12 protein-coding genes, 1 pseudogene and 1 riboswitch are annotated in these 16,801 nt (G+C 71.6%); of the genes and pseudogenes, 4 read left to right on the forward strand and 9 right to left on the reverse strand.

Annotation, left to right across the window (positions count from 1 at the left end; translation table 11 throughout):
• Nucleotides 1–101: 101 nt before the first annotated feature.
• Nucleotides 102–1,874, reverse strand: coding sequence for a serine/threonine protein kinase (locus ACH4S9_RS29965; protein WP_398374599.1), 1,773 nt, complete (start codon nt 1,872–1,874; stop codon nt 102–104).
• Between the two features lie 183 nt (nt 1,875–2,057).
• Nucleotides 2,058–4,262, reverse strand: a complete 2,205-nt coding sequence (locus tag ACH4S9_RS29970; RefSeq protein WP_398374601.1) for an MMPL family transporter — start codon at nt 4,260–4,262, stop codon at nt 2,058–2,060.
• 156 nt (nt 4,263–4,418) lie between these two features.
• Between ACH4S9_RS29970 and ACH4S9_RS29975 the strand changes: the two genes are divergently transcribed.
• The gene (locus ACH4S9_RS29975; protein WP_398374603.1) at nt 4,419–5,231 is read left to right on the forward strand and encodes a response regulator transcription factor; all 813 of its coding nucleotides are present in this window, start codon (nt 4,419–4,421) and stop codon (nt 5,229–5,231) included.
• Nucleotides 5,228–6,694, forward strand: a complete 1,467-nt coding sequence (locus ACH4S9_RS29980; RefSeq protein WP_398374604.1) for an ATP-binding protein — start codon at nt 5,228–5,230, stop codon at nt 6,692–6,694. Before ACH4S9_RS29975 ends, ACH4S9_RS29980 begins: the two co-directional genes overlap by 4 nt.
• 50 nt (nt 6,695–6,744) lie before the next feature.
• Here the strand turns inward: ACH4S9_RS29980 and ACH4S9_RS29985 are convergent, their stop codons facing one another.
• The gene (locus ACH4S9_RS29985) at nt 6,745–8,049 is read right to left on the reverse strand and encodes a metallophosphoesterase (RefSeq protein WP_398374606.1); all 1,305 of its coding nucleotides are present in this window, start codon (nt 8,047–8,049) and stop codon (nt 6,745–6,747) included.
• A gap of 65 nt (nt 8,050–8,114) precedes the next feature.
• Nucleotides 8,115–8,375, reverse strand: coding sequence for an SCO4848 family membrane protein (locus ACH4S9_RS29990; RefSeq protein ID WP_398374608.1), 261 nt, complete (start codon nt 8,373–8,375; stop codon nt 8,115–8,117).
• A 106-nt stretch (nt 8,376–8,481) separates the two neighbouring features.
• Between ACH4S9_RS29990 and ACH4S9_RS29995 the strand changes: the two genes are divergently transcribed.
• A complete protein-coding gene (locus ACH4S9_RS29995; RefSeq protein WP_311724278.1) occupies nt 8,482–9,768 on the forward strand; it encodes a D-alanyl-D-alanine carboxypeptidase in 1,287 nt (428 codons plus the stop codon).
• Between the two features lie 22 nt (nt 9,769–9,790).
• Here the strand turns inward: ACH4S9_RS29995 and ACH4S9_RS30000 are convergent, their stop codons facing one another.
• The 3 genes from ACH4S9_RS30000 to trpS all read right to left on the reverse strand — a co-directional run bounded on the left by ACH4S9_RS30000 (nt 9,791) and on the right by trpS (nt 12,774).
• Nucleotides 9,791–10,747 (reverse strand): YhjD/YihY/BrkB family envelope integrity protein, encoded by a 957-nt coding sequence (locus tag ACH4S9_RS30000; RefSeq protein ID WP_311724279.1) that lies wholly within the window; start codon nt 10,745–10,747, stop codon nt 9,791–9,793.
• Between the two features lie 179 nt (nt 10,748–10,926).
• Nucleotides 10,927–11,526 carry a 2'-5' RNA ligase family protein gene (locus tag ACH4S9_RS30005; RefSeq protein ID WP_311724281.1) on the reverse strand — a complete coding sequence of 200 codons (600 nt, stop codon included), beginning with the start codon at nt 11,524–11,526 and terminating at the stop codon, nt 10,927–10,929.
• Nucleotides 11,527–11,760: 234 nt separating this feature from the next.
• Entirely contained in the window at nt 11,761–12,774 is a 1,014-nt protein-coding gene (trpS, locus tag ACH4S9_RS30010; protein WP_311724282.1) for a tryptophan--tRNA ligase, read from the reverse strand.
• A 145-nt stretch (nt 12,775–12,919) separates the two neighbouring features.
• Here trpS and ACH4S9_RS30015 point away from each other — a divergent pair.
• Nucleotides 12,920–13,468, forward strand: a pseudogene (locus ACH4S9_RS30015) (RNA polymerase sigma factor); the annotation flags it as partial.
• A 389-nt stretch (nt 13,469–13,857) separates the two neighbouring features.
• On the opposite strand, the gene glyA reads toward ACH4S9_RS30015, so the two are convergent.
• Both glyA and ACH4S9_RS30025 read right to left on the reverse strand, forming a co-directional pair.
• A complete protein-coding gene (gene glyA / locus ACH4S9_RS30020) occupies nt 13,858–15,156 on the reverse strand; it encodes a serine hydroxymethyltransferase (RefSeq protein WP_385340994.1) in 1,299 nt (432 codons plus the stop codon).
• 41 nt (nt 15,157–15,197) lie between these two features.
• Nucleotides 15,198–15,288, reverse strand: a riboswitch (ZMP/ZTP riboswitch).
• Nucleotides 15,289–15,355: 67 nt separating this feature from the next.
• Entirely contained in the window at nt 15,356–16,699 is a 1,344-nt protein-coding gene (locus tag ACH4S9_RS30025; RefSeq protein ID WP_398374611.1) for a hypothetical protein, read from the reverse strand.
• Nucleotides 16,700–16,801 lie beyond the last annotated feature (102 nt).

Genomic DNA, 16,801 nt, shown 5'->3' on the forward strand with positions numbered 1-16,801 from the left:
GGCCCCGTCCCCCGGTACGTGAGTTCCGGGAGACGGGGCCCTCGGGCGTCCGGGCCCGGTTCACGCCTCCCGGTTCATGCCTCCGGCCCATGCCTCCCGGTTCATGTCTCCCGGGCGCAGAGGGCGAGTTCACGGGGCTTGACGATCACCATGTACGTCCCGAAGTCATCGCCACAGGCGTCGGCGTAGACCTTGTCCTGGCCCTCGAGCACCTTGAAGATCCGCGCCTTCAGCCAGTCGCGGCCGGTGAAGGGGATCTGCCACCCGCACGGCGTCCGGGCGCCGACCCGCGCCTCGACGATCTCCTCGCCCCACGAGTCCGTGTGCAGCGGGAAACACTGCCCCACCCGGTAGAGGCGCTCCATGCACAGCGCCGGCCGGTCCGCTTCGGCCGGCTTCCACTCGATCTGCCAGGTCTGCGAACAGTCCATCCCCTCGCGCTGTTCCGCGCGGTCGACCACCTTGTAGTAGGCGTCGTCGGCCGCGCAGTCGACCCGCCCCGGGACCTTGTCGGCCGGATACCACGCGCTGCCGTCATGAAAGACGTCGGTGCACTCGCCGGTCAGTAGCGCGGGCTCCGCGGCCGTGTCCGCCGTACTCGTGGGACTCGCCGAGCCCGGCGACGCCGACGTGCTCCCGCTCGCTCGCGCCTTCGGCTCGCCCCCGTTGTCGGAGTTGTCGGAGTTGTTGAAGTTGTTGAACATCAGCGCCGCCAGCACGACGGCGAGGACCACGACGATCGCGGCGACCGCAGCCACGATCTTCCGCCGGCCCGGCCCGCTCGCCCGCCGTGGCGGACCGGTCAGGACGGTGTGGTGCCGGGTCGGCGGGGGCGGGGGCACCGGCGCGGTCCGTGCGTCCTGGAGGACGGCGGCCTCGGCCGGCCACGCCGTTTCGCCGCGCTCCACCAGGCCCCAGGAGCCGGCCGGCGTGCCGCTCTGCGGGCCGCTCTCCCGGCCGGGCTCCTGGGCGGAGGCCGAACCGCGCTCCCGGAAGGCGTCGATGGCCCGCAACCAGTTCGGCGGCAGCCAGGCCGTGTCGTCCGAGGCCGTGGCCGGCGCGTCGAGTTCGGCGGCCAGGACCTCGAGCAGTTCCCGCGGCGACGGCCGGTCGGCCGGGTCGGCCGCCAGACAGCCGCGCACGGGGCCGTCGAGCTCAGCGGGCAGTCCGGTCAGGTCGAGCCGCCCTTGGGCGACCCGACCCAGCAGTTGCAGAACCTCGCCGGTCTCGGCGTACGGGGGGCGGCCGACCGCGAGACAGAACATCGTCGCCCCGAGGGAGAAGACATCGGACGCCGGGCTGCTCTCCTCGCCCCGGGCCTGTTCGGGCGAGGTGAAGGCGATCGTCCCCAGCGTGGCCGTGGTCCGGGTCACGTCGACGGCGTGCGAGATGCCGAAGTCGATCACGCGCGGGCCGCCCTCGGGCAGCAGCACATTGGAGGGCTTGACGTCCCGGTGCACGAGCCCCGCCGCATGCACGTTCACCAACGCCTCGGCGATCCCGGCGCCCACCCACCACACCGCGGGGACGGGCAGCGGCCCGCAGGTCTCCACCAGATGGGCCAGGGAAGGTGCCGCGATGTACTCGGTGGCCATCCACGGCACATCGGCGTCGGGGTCGGCGTCCATCACATTGGCGGTGTAGATGCCCGAGACCCGTCTGGCGAGCCTCACCTCGCGCGCGAACCGCTGCCGGGCGGCGTCGCTGATCGGCCCCTCTTCACGAATCGTCTTGAGCGCGACCAGCCGGCCCCCGGGCGAACGGGCCAGATACACCCGCCCCATGCCCCCGCCGGCGAGCACCGACAGGATGCGATACGGCCCGACCCGGGCCCCCGGCGCAAGCCCTTCTATGCCCCCGTGGTAGCCCGTCATCCCAACCCCCCTGAGCCCGGCGCCGCTTGGCCGGCGGATCGACGGACGCCGACCACCGTCACCTTACGGCTCAAGGACGCCGGAACTCCGTACCCCTGCGTCGGGTGGTCCGCCCGGCTTCGGGACGACGCACGGCGCCTCGGGGCGCTCCCGGCTTCCAGAAGCGCCCCTGCACGCTCGAACTCAGCGCTCCGCCGCCAGCTCCCGTTCCCCCTCGAGCTCCGGCGAGACCCCCGGGTACGGGCGGTCCGGCGGGTCGACCGCCAGGTGCGGCAGCCGCTTGTCGATCGCGCGCGGCAGCCACCAGTTGGCGGCTCCGAACTGGTACATGAGGGCGGGCACCAGGATCGTCCGCAGAATGAACGCGTCGAGCGCGACAGCGCCCGCGAGGCCGATACCGAACAAGGCGATGATCCGCTGCCCGCTGAGGATGAACGCCCCGAACACGCAGATCATGATGACCGCCGCGGAGTTGATGACGCGGCTGGTCTCCGTGAGGCCGACGCGCACGGCCCGGGCGTTGTCCCCGGTGTGCACCCACTCCTCGTGCATCCGGCTGACCAGGAACACCTGGTAGTCCATGGACAGGCCGAACAGCAGCGACAGCATGATCACCGGGAGGAACGGCTCGATCGGGCCCTCCTTGCCGGCACCCAGCAACTCGACGCCCCAGCCCCACTGGAACACCACGATCACCAGGCCGAAGGACGCCACGGCGGCGATCAGGTTCATCGCGGCGGCGGTCAGCGGCACCAGCAGGCTGCGGAAGGCGATCAGCAGCAGCACGAAGCCCAGCGCGACGATAATGGCGATGAACATCGGCAGCTTGCCGGTGAGGACCTGCGCGAAGTCCTTGTAGGTCGCGGTGGCCCCGCCGACGTGCGCCTTCATCGTGGTGCCGCGTTCAGCGGCCGGGACGACGTCCTCCCGCAGGTGGTCGATCAGCTCGGACGTCTCCTCCGACTGCGGTGACGTCGTCGGCACGACCGAAAGCACCGCGATGCCGGCGTCCGGCGGCAGCGGCAACTGTGCGACCTGCGCGACGCCCTTGACCGCGGCGAGGTCCTTGGCCAGCGTAGCCACGGCCGCCCGGTCGCCGGTGCCGGGCACCTCGGTGACGATCTGCAACGGGCCGTTGAAGCCCGGCCCGAAACCGTCCGCCAGCAGGTCGTACGCCTTGCGGCTGGTCGTGGACGACGGATTGTTGCCCTGGTCGGAGGAGCCGAGGCGCAGCGACAGCGTGGGGATGGACAGCGCCGCCATCACGGCGACCGCCACCACGGTCAGCATCCGCGGGTGCCGCTCCACGAACGTGGACCAGCGGGCGGCTGCGCCGTTCACGGCCTCCGGCTCGGAGCCGTTCGCGGCCAACCTGCGGCGCTGGCGGCGGCTGAGGATCCGCATGCCGAGCACGCCGAGCATCGCGGGCAGCAGCGTCACTGCCGCGGCGACGGTGAAGACAACGCTCAGTGACGCGGCGATCGCCACGCCGTTGAGGAACGTCATGCCCATCGCGAACATGCCGAGCAGGGCGATGCACACCGTGCCGCCCGCGAACAGGACGGCCCGTCCCGAGGTGTCGACCGCCTGGACCGCAGCCTCCTCCAGGGGCCGGCCCCGCAGGATCGCCTTGCGGTACCGGGTGATGATGAACAGCGCGTAGTCGATGCCGACACCCAGGCCCACCAGGGTGGACAGGATCGGCGCGATCTGGGGGATCTCCACGCCGTGGCTGAGGAGGATGACCAGGAAGGACGCGGTGCCGATGGCGAACAGCGCAGTGACGATCGGCAGCAGCATGCCGAACAACGAGCCGAAGGCCAGGAACAACACCACGGCCGCGGCGATGATCCCGACAACTTCGGCGATGTTCTGCGGCGGCCGCTCGGCATCCGCGACGGCCTTGCCGCCCAACTCGACCTGGAGTCCCTTGCCCGCGGGCGCCCTGGCGGTGTCCATCATCTGCTCGACCAGGCCTTCGGGCAGATCCTTGCCCTGCTTGGCGAGGGTGACCGTGGCGTAGGCGGTGCGGCCGTCCCTGCTGATGCGGCCCTTGCCGCCCTTGTCGTAGGGGCTGGCGACGGCGCCGACGTCCGGCAGCTTGGCGATGTCGGCGAGCGCCGCCGCCATCCGCTCCTTGACGGAGGCGTCCCGCACCGAGCCGTCCGTGACGTGCCACACCACGGTGTCCGACTCACCGGCCTGCTGCGGGAAGGCCTCCTTCATCAGTTTGAGCGCGCGTGCGGACTCCGTGTCGGGCAGCTGGAACCCGTCCGAGTAGGTGGTACCCAGGGCACTGCCCACCCCGCCGAGCCCCGCCAGCGCCAGCACCCACGCAACGATCACCACCCATCCGCGCCGGAAGCACCAGCGTGCCAAAGCGGTCACGTCAACATCTCCTTGTGGTCGTCCGGGTCGTACCCGTCCACCTTCTGCGGGGCCCCGGAGCGCCGCCAAACCAGGCCGGGGCCTCACAGGAAACTCTCAAGTTCGTATGAGGAATCTCCCAGGGTCGGGGCGCGGCGGACGCGGATACTGGTCCCCATGCAGGACGACCACACCGCCAGGCCCCCCGCCCCGGCACCGGGGGCGGACCCCTTCGCCCCGCCGCCCCCAGAGGAGTCCGCGGACCGCACGGCGGGCGGGGCGGACGCCGCCCGCGCGGCGAGCGTGCTGGTCGTGGAGGACGAGCCGAGCATCGCCGACGTCCTCACCATCATGCTCCGCTTCCACGGGTTCGTGGTGCACTGGGCGTCCACCGGCAGGCAGGCCATCGAGATGGCCCGCGAGCACCGGCCCGACCTGCTGCTGCTCGACGTGATGCTGCCCGACGGCAACGGCTGGCAGGTGTGCCGCAGGCTCACCGAGGAGCGCGACGACCTCGCCGTGGTGTTCCTCACCGCCCGCGACGCCTCGTCCGACCTGGTCAGCGGCCTTGCGCTGGGCGGAGACGACTACATCACCAAGCCGTTCACCATCGACGAGGTGCTGGCGCGGGTCCGCGCCGTGCTGCGCCGCACCCGCCGTAATGCGCCGGGCAGGGAGCCGCGCAGCGTCCTGCGCCACGGCGACCTGGAGATGGACGAGGCGACGTTCACGGTGCGGCGCGCGGGCCAGCCCGTGGAGCTGACGCCCACCGAGTACAACCTGCTGCGGCTTCTGCTGCGCAACGCCGACCGCGTCGTCACCAAGGAGCAGATACTCCAGCACGTGTGGCGCTACGACTTCTCGGTCGAGTCGACGGTGGTGGAGACGTACATCAGCTACCTGCGGCGCAAGCTCGACCCGCTGGGGCCGCCGCTGATCCGCACCCGGCGCGGCGTCGGCTACGGCCTGCGGCCCGTGGAGCCGACATGAAGTGCTGGCGCGGGAGGTGTCGGCGCAAGGAGCAGCACCGGCGCGCGACGCTGCGGGCCAAGCTGACGCTCAGCACCATCGCCATGCTGACGATCGGCATCACCGCCGCCATGTGGGTCAACACCGTGGGCATCCGGCACTACATGGTCGCCAACATCGACAACGATCTCATCGCCTCCCGCGACGGGCTCCAGCGGACCGGGCTGACCCGCGACCAGATAGAGGCCATCGGCGCGATCGCCGACCTGAGCGGCCAGTTCGCCACCAAGAACCGTTCCAGCCGGACCCTGTTCACCGTCGTCGGCCGCGACGGCAAGGCCGCGCCGTTCGGCAGAGTGGCGCCGGACGCCATCCAGCGCGCCCTCGCCGACGCCGTCCCCGACGCCGCCGCGCTGGCCCGCCGCGACGAGCCCATCGACGTGACCGCGCAAGGCACCGGCTACCGGGTCACCGCCCTGAGCCTGAGCGGCCCCGACGGCCTGCTGCTCCTGGTGGCCAACTCCACGACGGCCGTCACCCAGACGATGCACAAGGTCGTACGGATGGTGCTGATCGTCGGCACCATCCTGGTCGCCTGCCTGGGCGCGGCCACCTTCTTCGGCGCGCGGCGACGGCTGCACCCCCTGGAGGACATGGTCGAGACCGCCTCCGCCATCGCCGAGGGCTGTCCTCAGGGGCTCGGCCTCTCCCGCCGGGTCGCCTCCCCCGGCCACCGGCGCAACGGCGGCGAGGTCGAGCAGCTGCGCACCGCGCTCAACACCATGCTCCAGCAGCTGGAGACCGCCTTCGTCACACGCGAGCACGCCGCCGGACAGCTGCGCCGGTTCATTGCCGACGCCTCGCACGAGCTGCGGACGCCACTCGCCGCGATCCGCGGCTATCTCCAGCTGGACGAGAAAGGCATGTTCAAGGACGAGGCGGAACGGGCGCGCGCGATGGGCCGGATGAACGCCGAGGCAGAGCGGATGGCCCGGCTCGTCGACGAACTCCTCGCCCTGGCCCGCCTCGACCAGCGGCCGCGGCTGCGCCCCGCGCCCGTGGACCTGGCGTGCGTGGCCCGCGGCGCCGCCGCCGACCTCAGCGCCCAGCAGCCCGGCCGCCCGGTGGAGCTGAGCCTGCCCGCGGACTGCCTGGTCCTCGCCGACGAGCCGACCCTCCACCAGATCGTCAGCAATCTGCTGGCCAATGTGCGCATCCACACGCCCGCCGACGCCCGGGTGCGGGTGACGGTGGCCGAGGAGGACGGCCACGGGGTGCTGCGCGTCGCCGACGAGGGGCCGGGCATGCCCCCGCGGGACGCGGAGCGCATCTTCGACCGCTTCTTCCGTACGGGCGGTGCGGAGGGCAGCGGCCTGGGCATGGCGGTCGTACGGGCGGCGGTCGACGCGCACGGCGGCACGGTACGCGTCACCACCGCGCCGGGCGCGGGGCTGACGGTCGCGGTGTCCCTGCCGAGGCCCTGACCCGCCGGCCGTCCCTGAAGGTCGTTGGGGGCCCTTGGGGTCCCTTGGGGTCAGGCGCGGGTCGCTGCCAGTTCCACGACGGTGATGTCCGGCGGCGCCCCCACCCGTACCGGCGGGCCCCAGGCGCCCGCGCCGCGCGTGACGTAGAGCTGGGTGTCGCCGTAGCGCTCGAGCCCGGCGGCGGTGGGGTTCGCGAGCTCGGCGACATAGTTGCCGGGCCACATCTGCCCGCCGTGGGTGTGCCCGGACAGCTGGAGATCCACGCCGTGGTCCACCGCGTCGTGGATCACCACCGGCTGGTGGGCGAGCAGCACACAGGCGCGCGCCGGGTCGCGGTCGCCGAGCGCCGCCTTGAAGTCGGGGCCCTCGCCCTCGTCCTCGCCCGCGACGTCGTTCACCCCGGCCAGGTCGAAGCCGCCCAGCTCGGTGCGCTGGTTCTCCAGCGGCCGCAGCCCGAGCTCGCGTACGTGGTCGACCCACTGCGCGGCGCCGGAGAAGTACTCGTGGTTGCCGGTGACGAAGTACGACCCGTGGCGGGCGCGCAGCTCGCGCAGCGGCTCGGCGGCGGAGCCGAGGTCCGCGACGCTGCCGTCGACGAGGTCGCCGACGACGGCGATCATGTCGGGGTTGGTGCGGTTGATCGTCTCCACGATCCGCCGGGTGTGGGCGCGGCCCAGGATCGGCCCGAGGTGGATGTCGCTGACCACGGCGATCCGGAAGCCGTGCGCCTGGCGCGGCAGCTTGGCCAGCGGCACGGTGACCCGCTTCAGACGGGGCCCGCGCAGCACGGAGTACGTGCCGTAGCCCACGGTGCCCGCGGCCACGGTCGCCGCCCCGACGGCCACGGTGCGCGCGACGAACAGCCGGCGGGAGGGGGGTGGTGTCGCGACGGTCGCGATCTCGGTGTCGGCCTCCGTGACAGTCTCCGTCACGGTGTCCGTGTCGGCCTCGGTCCCGGCGCGCACCGCCACCGGCGACCGCTCCGCGGGCAGGGCGGCCAACGGCTCGGCCGACTGGGCGAGCCGGGCCGCGTCGCGCCGCTCCAGCCACCGGCGGAGCAGCGGCCGTACGGCCTCGCCCACCAGCAGGGCAAGCATCAGATAGAGCACCAGCGCCAGCCACAGATACCCCGGCCAGGCCAGGGCCTGCTGGAGGGCGAAGGGCGCTCCGGCCCGACCGGAGACCAGCGCGCCCACGCTGATCAGCGGCAGGACCACCGCGGCCACCGTCCCGACGCGCCGGGCGAGCCCGCCCCGCGCGGTCGTGTCACCGACGAGCCGCCGCCACAGATACCAGTGGACGCCGGACAGCAGCCCGACGACGGCGAACGCCACAAGGGCGAAGAGCACGGCCAAGACGCAGGTCCCTCCCCATTCGCGCCACCAAGGCGCCCGTTACGCCACCACTGCTTCTACTGCTTCTACTGCTCCTGCTGAGCGGCGTCCTCGCGGCGCAGCGCGCGCAGACCACGGAACCCGATCACGCCAATCCCCGTCCCCAAGAGAAACGAGGTGATCGCGAGCAGCAGATGCACCCAAAAGTACGCGGTGGGATCCCCGGCGTCGTCGAAAGCGAGCCCGCTGCTGTCCTTCCACAAGTTTTTGACAAAGGTGAACCAGATGGCCCAGCTCCAGACCCCGAAGGCGAGCAGGAACCAGGAAACGGGGCGGCTGAGCTTCATGCTGTCCAGTATGAGCACGCCTGCCGGGCGAACCTCGCGCGGGTCGGCCACTCGTAAGGCCGTGGCAATGTCGCCCGGGGGTTCGACGGCCGGTACGTTCACAGGCGTGCCGACCACCTCCTGCGCCCCGAAGCGGGGCACCGCCGCACCGCTCACCATCGCCTCCGCCACCTCCGCCCTCCTGCTCTCCGCCCTGCTGTCCGCCGCCCCGGCCCACGCCGCCGCGGCCGCCGACGGCTCGGACGACAAGGACAACGCCAAGCCGCCCGCCACGATGTCCACCGTGGGCGGCGAGCGGCTCGGCCGTCCGGGCACCCAGGTCTCGCTGAAGGCGGGCGCGCCCGCGCTGCCCAAGGGGCTGAGCGGACGCTCGTGGCTGGTGGCCGACGCGGAGTCCGGCGATGTGCTCGCCGCGCACAACGCGCACTGGAAGCTGCCGCCCGCCTCCACGCTGAAGATGCTCTTCGCGGATACGGTGCTGCCCAAGCTGCCCAAGGACCGCGAGCACAAGGTGGATCCGTCGGACCTGGCCGGCATGGGCGAGGGCAGCAGCCTGGTCGGGGTCAAGGAGAACCTGACCTACACCGTGCACGACCTGTGGCTCGGCGTCTTCCTGCGCTCGGGCAACGACGCCGTGCACGTACTGTCCGCGATGAACGGGGGCAAGACGAAGACGGTGGAGGAGATGCAGGCACACGCCAAGCAGTTGAACGCGCTCGACACGCATGTCGTCACCCCCGACGGATACGACGAGAAGGGCCAGGTCAGCAGCGCGTACGACCTGACTCTGTTCGCCCGTTCAGGGCTCCAGAAGGCGGACTTCCGGGAGTACAGCGCGACGGCGACGGCGCAGTTCCCCGGGGAGTACAAGAAGGACAAGAAGGGCGGCAAGAAGCGGGAGAGCTTCGGGATCCAGAACACCAACCGCCTGCTGACCGGCTTCGGCATCCCGCAGTACAAGGGCATCGCCGGGGTGAAGAACGGCTACACGACGAACGCGGGCTCCACCTTCACCGGCGTGGCGCAGCGCGGTGACCGGGTGCTGCTGGTGACCGTCATGAACCCGCAGAAGCAGGCGCCCAGCGAGGTGTACAAGGAGACCGCGACCCTCTTCGACTGGGGCTTCAAGGCGGCGGACTCGGTCGAGCCGGTGGGCGCGCTGGTCCGGCCGGGCCCGAAGGGCCTCAACAGCGGGTCCCCGTCGGACGAGGCGGGGAAGAAGGCCGGCGAGCGCGCGCAGGCGGCGGTCTCCCCGGGCGACGGCGGTTCGAACGGGAAGTGGACGGCTCTCGGGGTCACGGGCGGCTCGCTCGTGCTGCTGGCGGGCGTGGCGTTCGCGGTGCACCGCCGGTGGCCGCTGCCGGAGCTGGTGCGGCGCCGCTCGCGCGGCTGAAACGCTCGACTCGGTCAGGCGGTCAGGAGCGCTCGGGCTGCGGGGCCGTCGGCCCGGGCGTCTCCGGCTGGGGCGTCTCGGGCTCGGGCGTCTTTGGCTCGGGCGTCTCCGGCTGGGGCGTCTCGGGCTCGGGGGCCGGTTTGGTGGCGGTCCAGGCGGCGCAGTAGAGCGTCAGCTTGGCTGTGAAGTTGATCCACAGGAGGAGGGCGATGGGCACTCCGAAGGCCCCGTACATGCTCTTCGCCGCGACTTTCTGGAGGTAGCTGCTCAGCAACAGCTTGAGCAGTTCAAAGCCGACCGCGCCGATCAGCGCCGCGACGACGACGCGGCGGCGCGGCGGCCGCACGCCGGGCAGCCAGGTCAGGACGTAGCACAGCAGCACGAAGTCGGCGACGACGGCGGCCGCGAAGGCCGCCACCCGCAGCAGATAGCCGCCGGGCCCGTTCTCGGGGATGCCCAGGTGGCGCGCGGTCCAGCCGACGGCGGTGACGGCGAAGCCGGAGACGGCGAAGGAGGCCAGCGCGACGCCGCCGAGGCCGACGAGCACGACGGCGTCCTTGAGCTTGCGCTTCACCGCGCTGCCGGGGTCCTCCTCCAGCTCCCACACCGCGCGCAGGCACTCGCGCAGCGAGCCCACCCAGCCGATGCCGGTGAACAGCAGCAGCACGCCGGCGACGATGCCGATGGTGGCGGCGTTCTCGATGAGGCCGCTGAGGTCGAGCTGGCCGGAGATGCCGGGGACCTGCTGGGCGAGCTTCTTCTCCAGGTCCCGCATCTGCTGCGCGCTGAGCGCGGCGGCGCCGATCGCCGCGGCGACGGCGATCAGGGGGAAGATGGCGAGGAAGCTGATGAAGGTGATGGCGGCGGCCAGCCGACTCCAGTGGACGCGCTCCAGCGTCTCGTACGAGCGCCAGGCGTGGGTGCGCATCAGCCGGACCATCAGGGGGCCGATCAGTGGCAGCCGGGTCAACCAGTCCATGATCAGCGAGTACCCTCCGGTCGGCTTTCAGTCCCGGTGGCCAGGGTCTCGCTCCCGATGGGTGGTCGGCCCGGATCGACTAGTCCGACACTCGGCTAATCACTCTTTTTGGCGAGGCTGTGGAAACACCCGGCCGAGCGCCCCCGCCCCGCCTGTACGTTCGGTCCCGACGACACCGCTCAGAGGGAGGGCGCTGGTGGACGGGAGAGATTGACCTGACGGGGGACGACGGGGCCGGTGCCCTGCGGGCCGGGGCCGCCGCCGAAGGGGTACTCACGCTCCAGGCGCCAGATCCCGTCCGCACCCTGCTCGTAAAGCGCGAAGCCACCGATCGTCCAGGCCGCCGCGAAGTCCTTCAGCTCCGCGTAGGCCCGGTCCATGGCCTCGTCGTCGATGCCGTGGGCGATCGTCACATGGGGGTGGTAGGGAAAATGCAGCTCGCGGGCGCACGGCCCGGACGCCTCCCGCACCCGCGCCTGGAGCGCGGTGCACTCCTCGACGCCCTCGACGATCTTGACGTAGACGACCGGGGACAGCGGGCGGAAGGTGTCGGTGCCCTCCAGCCGCATCGTGAACGGGCGGCCTTCGGCCGCGACGGTCGCCAGATGGTCCTCGACGCCGGGCAGCGCCGAGGCGTCGACCTCGGTGGGCGGCAGCAGCGTGACGTGGGTGGGGATGCCATGCGCGGCAGGGTCGCCGAAGCCCGCGCGCCGCTCCTGGAGATAGCTGCCGTACGGCTCCGGGACCGCGATCGAAACCCCGAGCGTTACGGTCCCCACTGCGTTCTCCCTCCTGGCCCTCCCGGGCGTTGTGGGCGTCAGCCGCCGCACCGGTGTCAGTGTGGCGGCAGTGCCGCCTTCGCGGCTAGGTTCCTCGGTCCTTCGGCGCACAGGCCCACGGCCCTCCGTGAAGGGGCCCCTGGGCCGACGCCCACTGCCTCTGTGCGCCTGCTCGGGCACGCGCGGGCGAGGTGGTCGCCGAAGTCGTCGTGTGTACTTCAGCCGGTGCTTCGATCAGTGCTTCGCGGGCAGGAAGCCCACCTTGTCGTACGTGCGGGCCAGCGTCTCGCCCGCGACGGCCCGGGCCTTCTCCGCGCCCTTGGCCAGGATCCCGTCCAACGTCGCGGGGTCCGCGAGGTATTCCTGGGTGCTCTCACGGAAGGGCGTGACCCACTCGACCAGCACCTCGGCGAGCTCGGTCTTGAACGCGCCGTAGCCCTTGCCCTCGTACGTGCGCTCCAGATCCGCGATGGAGGTGCCGGTGAGGGTGGAGTAGATGGTCAGCAGATTGCTGATGCCGGGCTTCTTCTCCTCGTCGAAGCGGACCTCGGTCTCGGTGTCCGTCACCGCGCTCTTGATCTTCTTCGCCGAGACCTTGGGCTCGTCCAGCAGGTTGATGATGCCCTTCGGCGTGGAGGCCGACTTGCTCATCTTGATCGCCGGGTCCTGAAGGTCGTAGATCTTCCCGGTCTCCTTGACGATGTAGGGAGCGGGGATGACGAAGGTGTCGCCGTAGCGCCCGTTGAAGCGCTCGGCGATATCGCGGGTCAGCTCGACGTGCTGGCGCTGGTCCTCGCCGACCGGGACCTGGCTGGCCTGGTAGAGCAGGATGTCGGCGACCTGGAGCACCGGGTAGGTGAACAGGCCCACGGTGGCCCGCTCCATGCCCTGCTTGGCCGTCTTGTCCTTGAACTGGGTCATCCGGGAGGCCTCGCCGAAGCCCGTCAGGCAGTTCATCACCCAGGCGAGCTGCGCGTGCTCGGGCACATGGCTCTGGATGAAGAGCGTGCAGCGGTCCGGGTCGAGCCCGGAGGCGAGAAGCTGGGCGGCGGCCACCCGGGTGTTGGCGCGCAGCTCCGCCGGATCCTGCGGGACGGTGATCGCATGCAGGTCGACGACCATGTAGAACGCGTCGTGGGTGTCCTGAAGTACGAGGTACTGGCGGAGCGCACCGAGGTAGTTCCCGAGGTGGAACGAGCCTGCGGTGGGCTGGATACCGGAGAGGACACGGGGACGATCGAGGGCCATGGCACCCATTCTCTCAGGTGTGGAACCGGACTCGGTCCGCCGGTGTATGAAAGGTGTGAGGACTCGTGAGAGGGCGCGGGAGGGGGACCTCATCGCGCGAATGACGGCAGGGCCGGCGCCGGCCGAGGCAGGCGGCGACGCGGAGATCATCGCGCGGGTGCGGGCCGGGGACACCGAGGCGTATGCGGAGCTGATGCGGGCCCACACGCCGATAGCGCACCGCACGGCGGTGCTGCTCGGGGCTGGCGCCGATGCGGAGGATGTGGTGCAGGACGCCTTTGTGAAGGCGTATCTCGCCCTGGGGGGATTCCGGGAGGGCGCGGCGTTCCGGCCGTGGCTGCTGCGGATCGTGGCCAATGAAACGAGAAACGCACTCCGCTCGGCTCGGCGGATGCACACGGCGGTGGGCCGGGAGGCGGCTCTGGGCGGGGCCGAGCCGGCCATACCGGAATCGGCGGACCCGGCGGTGGCGGCGCTGGCCGGCGAGCGGCGGTCCAGGCTGCTGGCCGCGCTGGACGAGCTCAGCGAGGAGCAGCGGCGGGTGGTCACCTACCGCTATCTGCTGGATCTGGACGAGGCGGAGACCGCGCAGGCGCTCGGCTGGCCGCGCGGCACGGTGAAATCCCGGCTCAGCCGTGCGCTCAGGCGGCTGGAGCTGCTGTTGGAGAAGGAGGAAGGAAGGTGGGGAAGTGACGGAGCGGACCAGGGACCCTGCCGCGGAGACTCCCTCGGGGACTCCCACGGGGACGGCCGCGCAAACCACGGGGGCTGCGGCCCCGGGCGCGGGCGGGCGGCTGCCCGACGAGTTGCGGGCGCTCGGGCGCGCGCTGGAGTCTCACCCGCCGGGCGTGCCGCCGGTGGACGGAGAGACATTGGTCGAGCGGGTGATGGCGCGGATAGTGCGCGCCTCGGCGGCCGGTCCCGCGACCGCACCGGACCGGGACGGGCGGGACCAGGGCGGGCAGGTCCGGGACGGGCGGGACCAGGACACACGGGTCCGGGTCTGGGCGGAGGAGCAGTGGCGGGACCTGCCCGGCCTGACGGCCGGGCAGGACTCCGTGAACGGTCCCAGGGGGCCCGGCGTCAGGCGGTCGGCAGACCCGGGGCGGGATAGGCCGCCATCAGCTCGGCGACCTCGGCCCTGATCTTGGCGAGCGTCTCCTCGTCGCCGGTCCCGGCGGCGCCCACGCCCCGGTCGATCCACTCGGCCACGGTGGCCATGTGCTCGGTGCGCAGGCCCCGCGAGGTCAGGGAGGGAGTGCCGATCCGGATGCCGGAGGGGTCGAACGGCTTGCGCGGGTCGAAGGGGACGGTGTTGTAGTTCACCACGATCCCGGCCTGGTCGAGGGCCTTCGCCGCGACCTTGCCCGGCACCTCCTTGGGCGTGAGGTCCATGAGGATCAGGTGGTTGTCGGTGCCGCCGGAGACCAGGTCGAAGCCGCGGGCGAGCAGGGCTTCGGCAAGGGCCTTGGCGTTGGCGACGACGGCGTGGGCGTAGTCGCGGAAGGCGGGCTGGGCGGCCTCGTGCAGAGAGACGGCGATGCCCGCGGTGGTCTGGTTGTGCGGGCCGCCCTGAAGCCCGGGGAAGACGGCCTTGTCGATCGCCTTGGCGTGCACCTCGCGCGACATCAGCATCGCGCCGCGCGGGCCGCGCAGCGTCTTGTGAGTGGTGGTGGAGATGACATCGGCGTGCGGCACCGGGGAGGGGTGGGCGCCGCCCGCGATCAGCCCGGCGATGTGCGCGATGTCGGCGACCAGCACCGCGTCCACCTCGCGGGCGATCTCCGCGAAGGCGGCGAAGTCGATGGTGCGGGGCACCGCCGTGCCACCGCAGAAGATCACCTTGGGGCGCTCCTTGCGGGCCAGGTCGCGCACCTCGTCGAAGTCGATCAGGCCGGTGTCCTGCCGCACCCCGTACTGGACACCGCGGAACCACCTACCGGTGGCGGAGACCCCCCAGCCGTGGGTGAGGTGGCCGCCCATGGGCAGCGACATGCCCATGACGGTGTCGCCGGGCTCGGTGAAGGCCAGATAGACGGCGAGGTTGGCGGGCGAGCCGGAGTAGGGCTGCACGTTGGCGTGCTCGACACCGAACACGGCCTTGGCGCGGTCCGCGGCGAGGGTCTCGACCTGGTCGATGATCTGCTGACCCTCGTAGTAGCGGCGGCCCGGGTAGCCCTCGCTGTACTTGTTCTGGAGCACGGTGCCGGAGGCCTCCAGCACGGCGCTGGAGACATAGTTCTCGCTGGGGATCAGGCGCAGGGTCTCCGCCTGGAGCCGCTCCTCCGCGCCGACCAGCGCGGCAAGCTCCGGATCGGTGGCGGCCAACGCGGGATGGGAGGGAGCGGGGGCGGGGGTGGAAGGGGAATGCGGCAGGCTCACGGTGTCCTCCGGGCGATCGGTCGGTTGGTCCGGTCGTGGTCCCGGGGTGCCCAGGCGGGCGGCACCTCGTGGTGGCTGGAGCGCACCGCTTCCTCGTGGTCTCTTCCACGTTCGCCAGTCACGGTGTGCGGTTCCACTGTAGTCATGGTCCGGTTTCGCCCCATCCGGGCGTCGGGAACGACGACGTGCTGCGGGCCCGTCACCTTCCGAGTATCTCGACGAGGTGATCGTCAAGATGGGCGACGAAGTCCTCACGCCGCCAGGGCCGCAGTTCCTTGCGTGCCTGCCGCAGCCGTAGCGCAGGCACACGCCCGCCGGTACTGACGGCGGAGTCGACGCAGCTGTGCAGGAGATCCGCAGCTCTCTCAGGCGCGTCCAGCCGGATGCAGGCCAGGGCCTGGTCGATGGAGACGATGGCCCGCTGTACCCGCTCACGCGGTGCTCCGAGAGCCGCCGCGCTACCGGCAAAGAAGTCGTGAGCGACCGCCGCGTCTCCGACGTACAGCTCACAGAGGCCCTCAAAACCGCCGAGGTGGTCCCGGCCGAAGCTCGTCAGCGCCGGGTCGTCCTCGCCGTCGCCGTCGAGGTCGTACCAGGCAAGCGACAGCGCCGTTTGCGCGTGCCGCTCGGCCCCCGCCCGGGCGGCCACCTCGGCTTGTAACGCATGCGCTCGGGCCCGCACGCGGACACTGTCGCCCGTACGCGCATCACGCACCGCTGCGTCGACCAACCCACAGGCCGCTTCGATGCCGGGGGTGGAGTACAGGGTGACCAGGGCGTGGCTCATGTGGACGACGGCCCGGCGCCACCGGGCGTCGAGCTGTCCGGCCGTAGCCGTGGCGGCCGTGTACAGCGCGCGGGAGGCTTGGTCGTCTCGGGTCTCGAACGCCAGCCGTCCTCCGAGGGTGTAAGCCTGCGCCGCGACCGTGCGTAGCCCAGGCAACAGGGCGGCAGGGACATCTCCGGTCAGGAGTCGTCGGCAGGACTCGATCACGGGGGCGAGCAGTAGTTGGAGCCGAGCGAAGGGCAGCGAGCCGACTTGTGCGTTGACGTCACCCACGGCGGTCCGCAGCCCGTCGATCAGAACCTCGTCGACACGCGCCGGATCGGTGAGTGCGGCGGCCATGGACAGTCGGGTTGTGGGCCCGAGCAGGGCGAGCAGGCCGGTCCCATCATCAGTGGCCGCGCGGATCAACAGCGCGCGCAGATCGCTCAGCCGGGCCTCCGACTCTCCCAGGTAGGCCAGTGCGTCAAGCAGCTCGGCGAAGTCGCTACCCGGCCCGAGTGCGATGTGCCCGTCGACACCTCGGGCGTAGAGGTGGGCGAGCAGCAGCTGATATCGGTCGCTGGGGAGGATGGGGCGCGTCGTGCTCTCCCACCGGGCCACTGATCGCTGCACGCTCGCGACGGATGAGTCGAGAGGCTGGCCGAGGCAGCGCGCTGTGGCGCTGAGCGCCCGAGCGGTATCGGCCAGAGACCAGCCTCGTGTCCTCCGCAGGGACTTGAGGGCAGCAGCACCGAGGAGGGTTTCGCGCGTGCTCATGACCTCATCATGCCGGTGAGCCGCGTCACACGGGCACGATTAGGTGTGGTTTCCCCTGTTCGGCACCGGGACCCGCGCCGTGGGCACCACCAAGCGGCCGTA

The organism is Streptomyces sp. NPDC021225, assembly GCF_044332865.1.
Taxonomy (GTDB): domain Bacteria; phylum Actinomycetota; class Actinomycetes; order Streptomycetales; family Streptomycetaceae; genus Streptomyces.

What these genes read in the sequence shown, in the direction of transcription:
- ACH4S9_RS29965 (WP_398374599.1), bottom strand. Translation starts at nt 1,874, where the DNA reads ATGACGGGCTACCACGGGGGCATAGAAGGGCTTGCGCCGGGGGCCCGG.
- ACH4S9_RS29975 (WP_398374603.1), top strand. Translation starts at nt 4,419, where the DNA reads ATGCAGGACGACCACACCGCCAGGCCCCCCGCCCCGGCACCGGGGGCG.
- ACH4S9_RS29980 (WP_398374604.1), top strand. Translation starts at nt 5,228, where the DNA reads ATGAAGTGCTGGCGCGGGAGGTGTCGGCGCAAGGAGCAGCACCGGCGC.
- ACH4S9_RS29990 (WP_398374608.1), bottom strand. Translation starts at nt 8,375, where the DNA reads ATGAAGCTCAGCCGCCCCGTTTCCTGGTTCCTGCTCGCCTTCGGGGTC.
- ACH4S9_RS30000 (WP_311724279.1), bottom strand. Translation starts at nt 10,747, where the DNA reads ATGGACTGGTTGACCCGGCTGCCACTGATCGGCCCCCTGATGGTCCGG.
- trpS (WP_311724282.1), bottom strand. Translation starts at nt 12,774, where the DNA reads ATGGCCCTCGATCGTCCCCGTGTCCTCTCCGGTATCCAGCCCACCGCA.
- ACH4S9_RS30025 (WP_398374611.1), bottom strand. Translation starts at nt 16,699, where the DNA reads ATGAGCACGCGCGAAACCCTCCTCGGTGCTGCTGCCCTCAAGTCCCTG.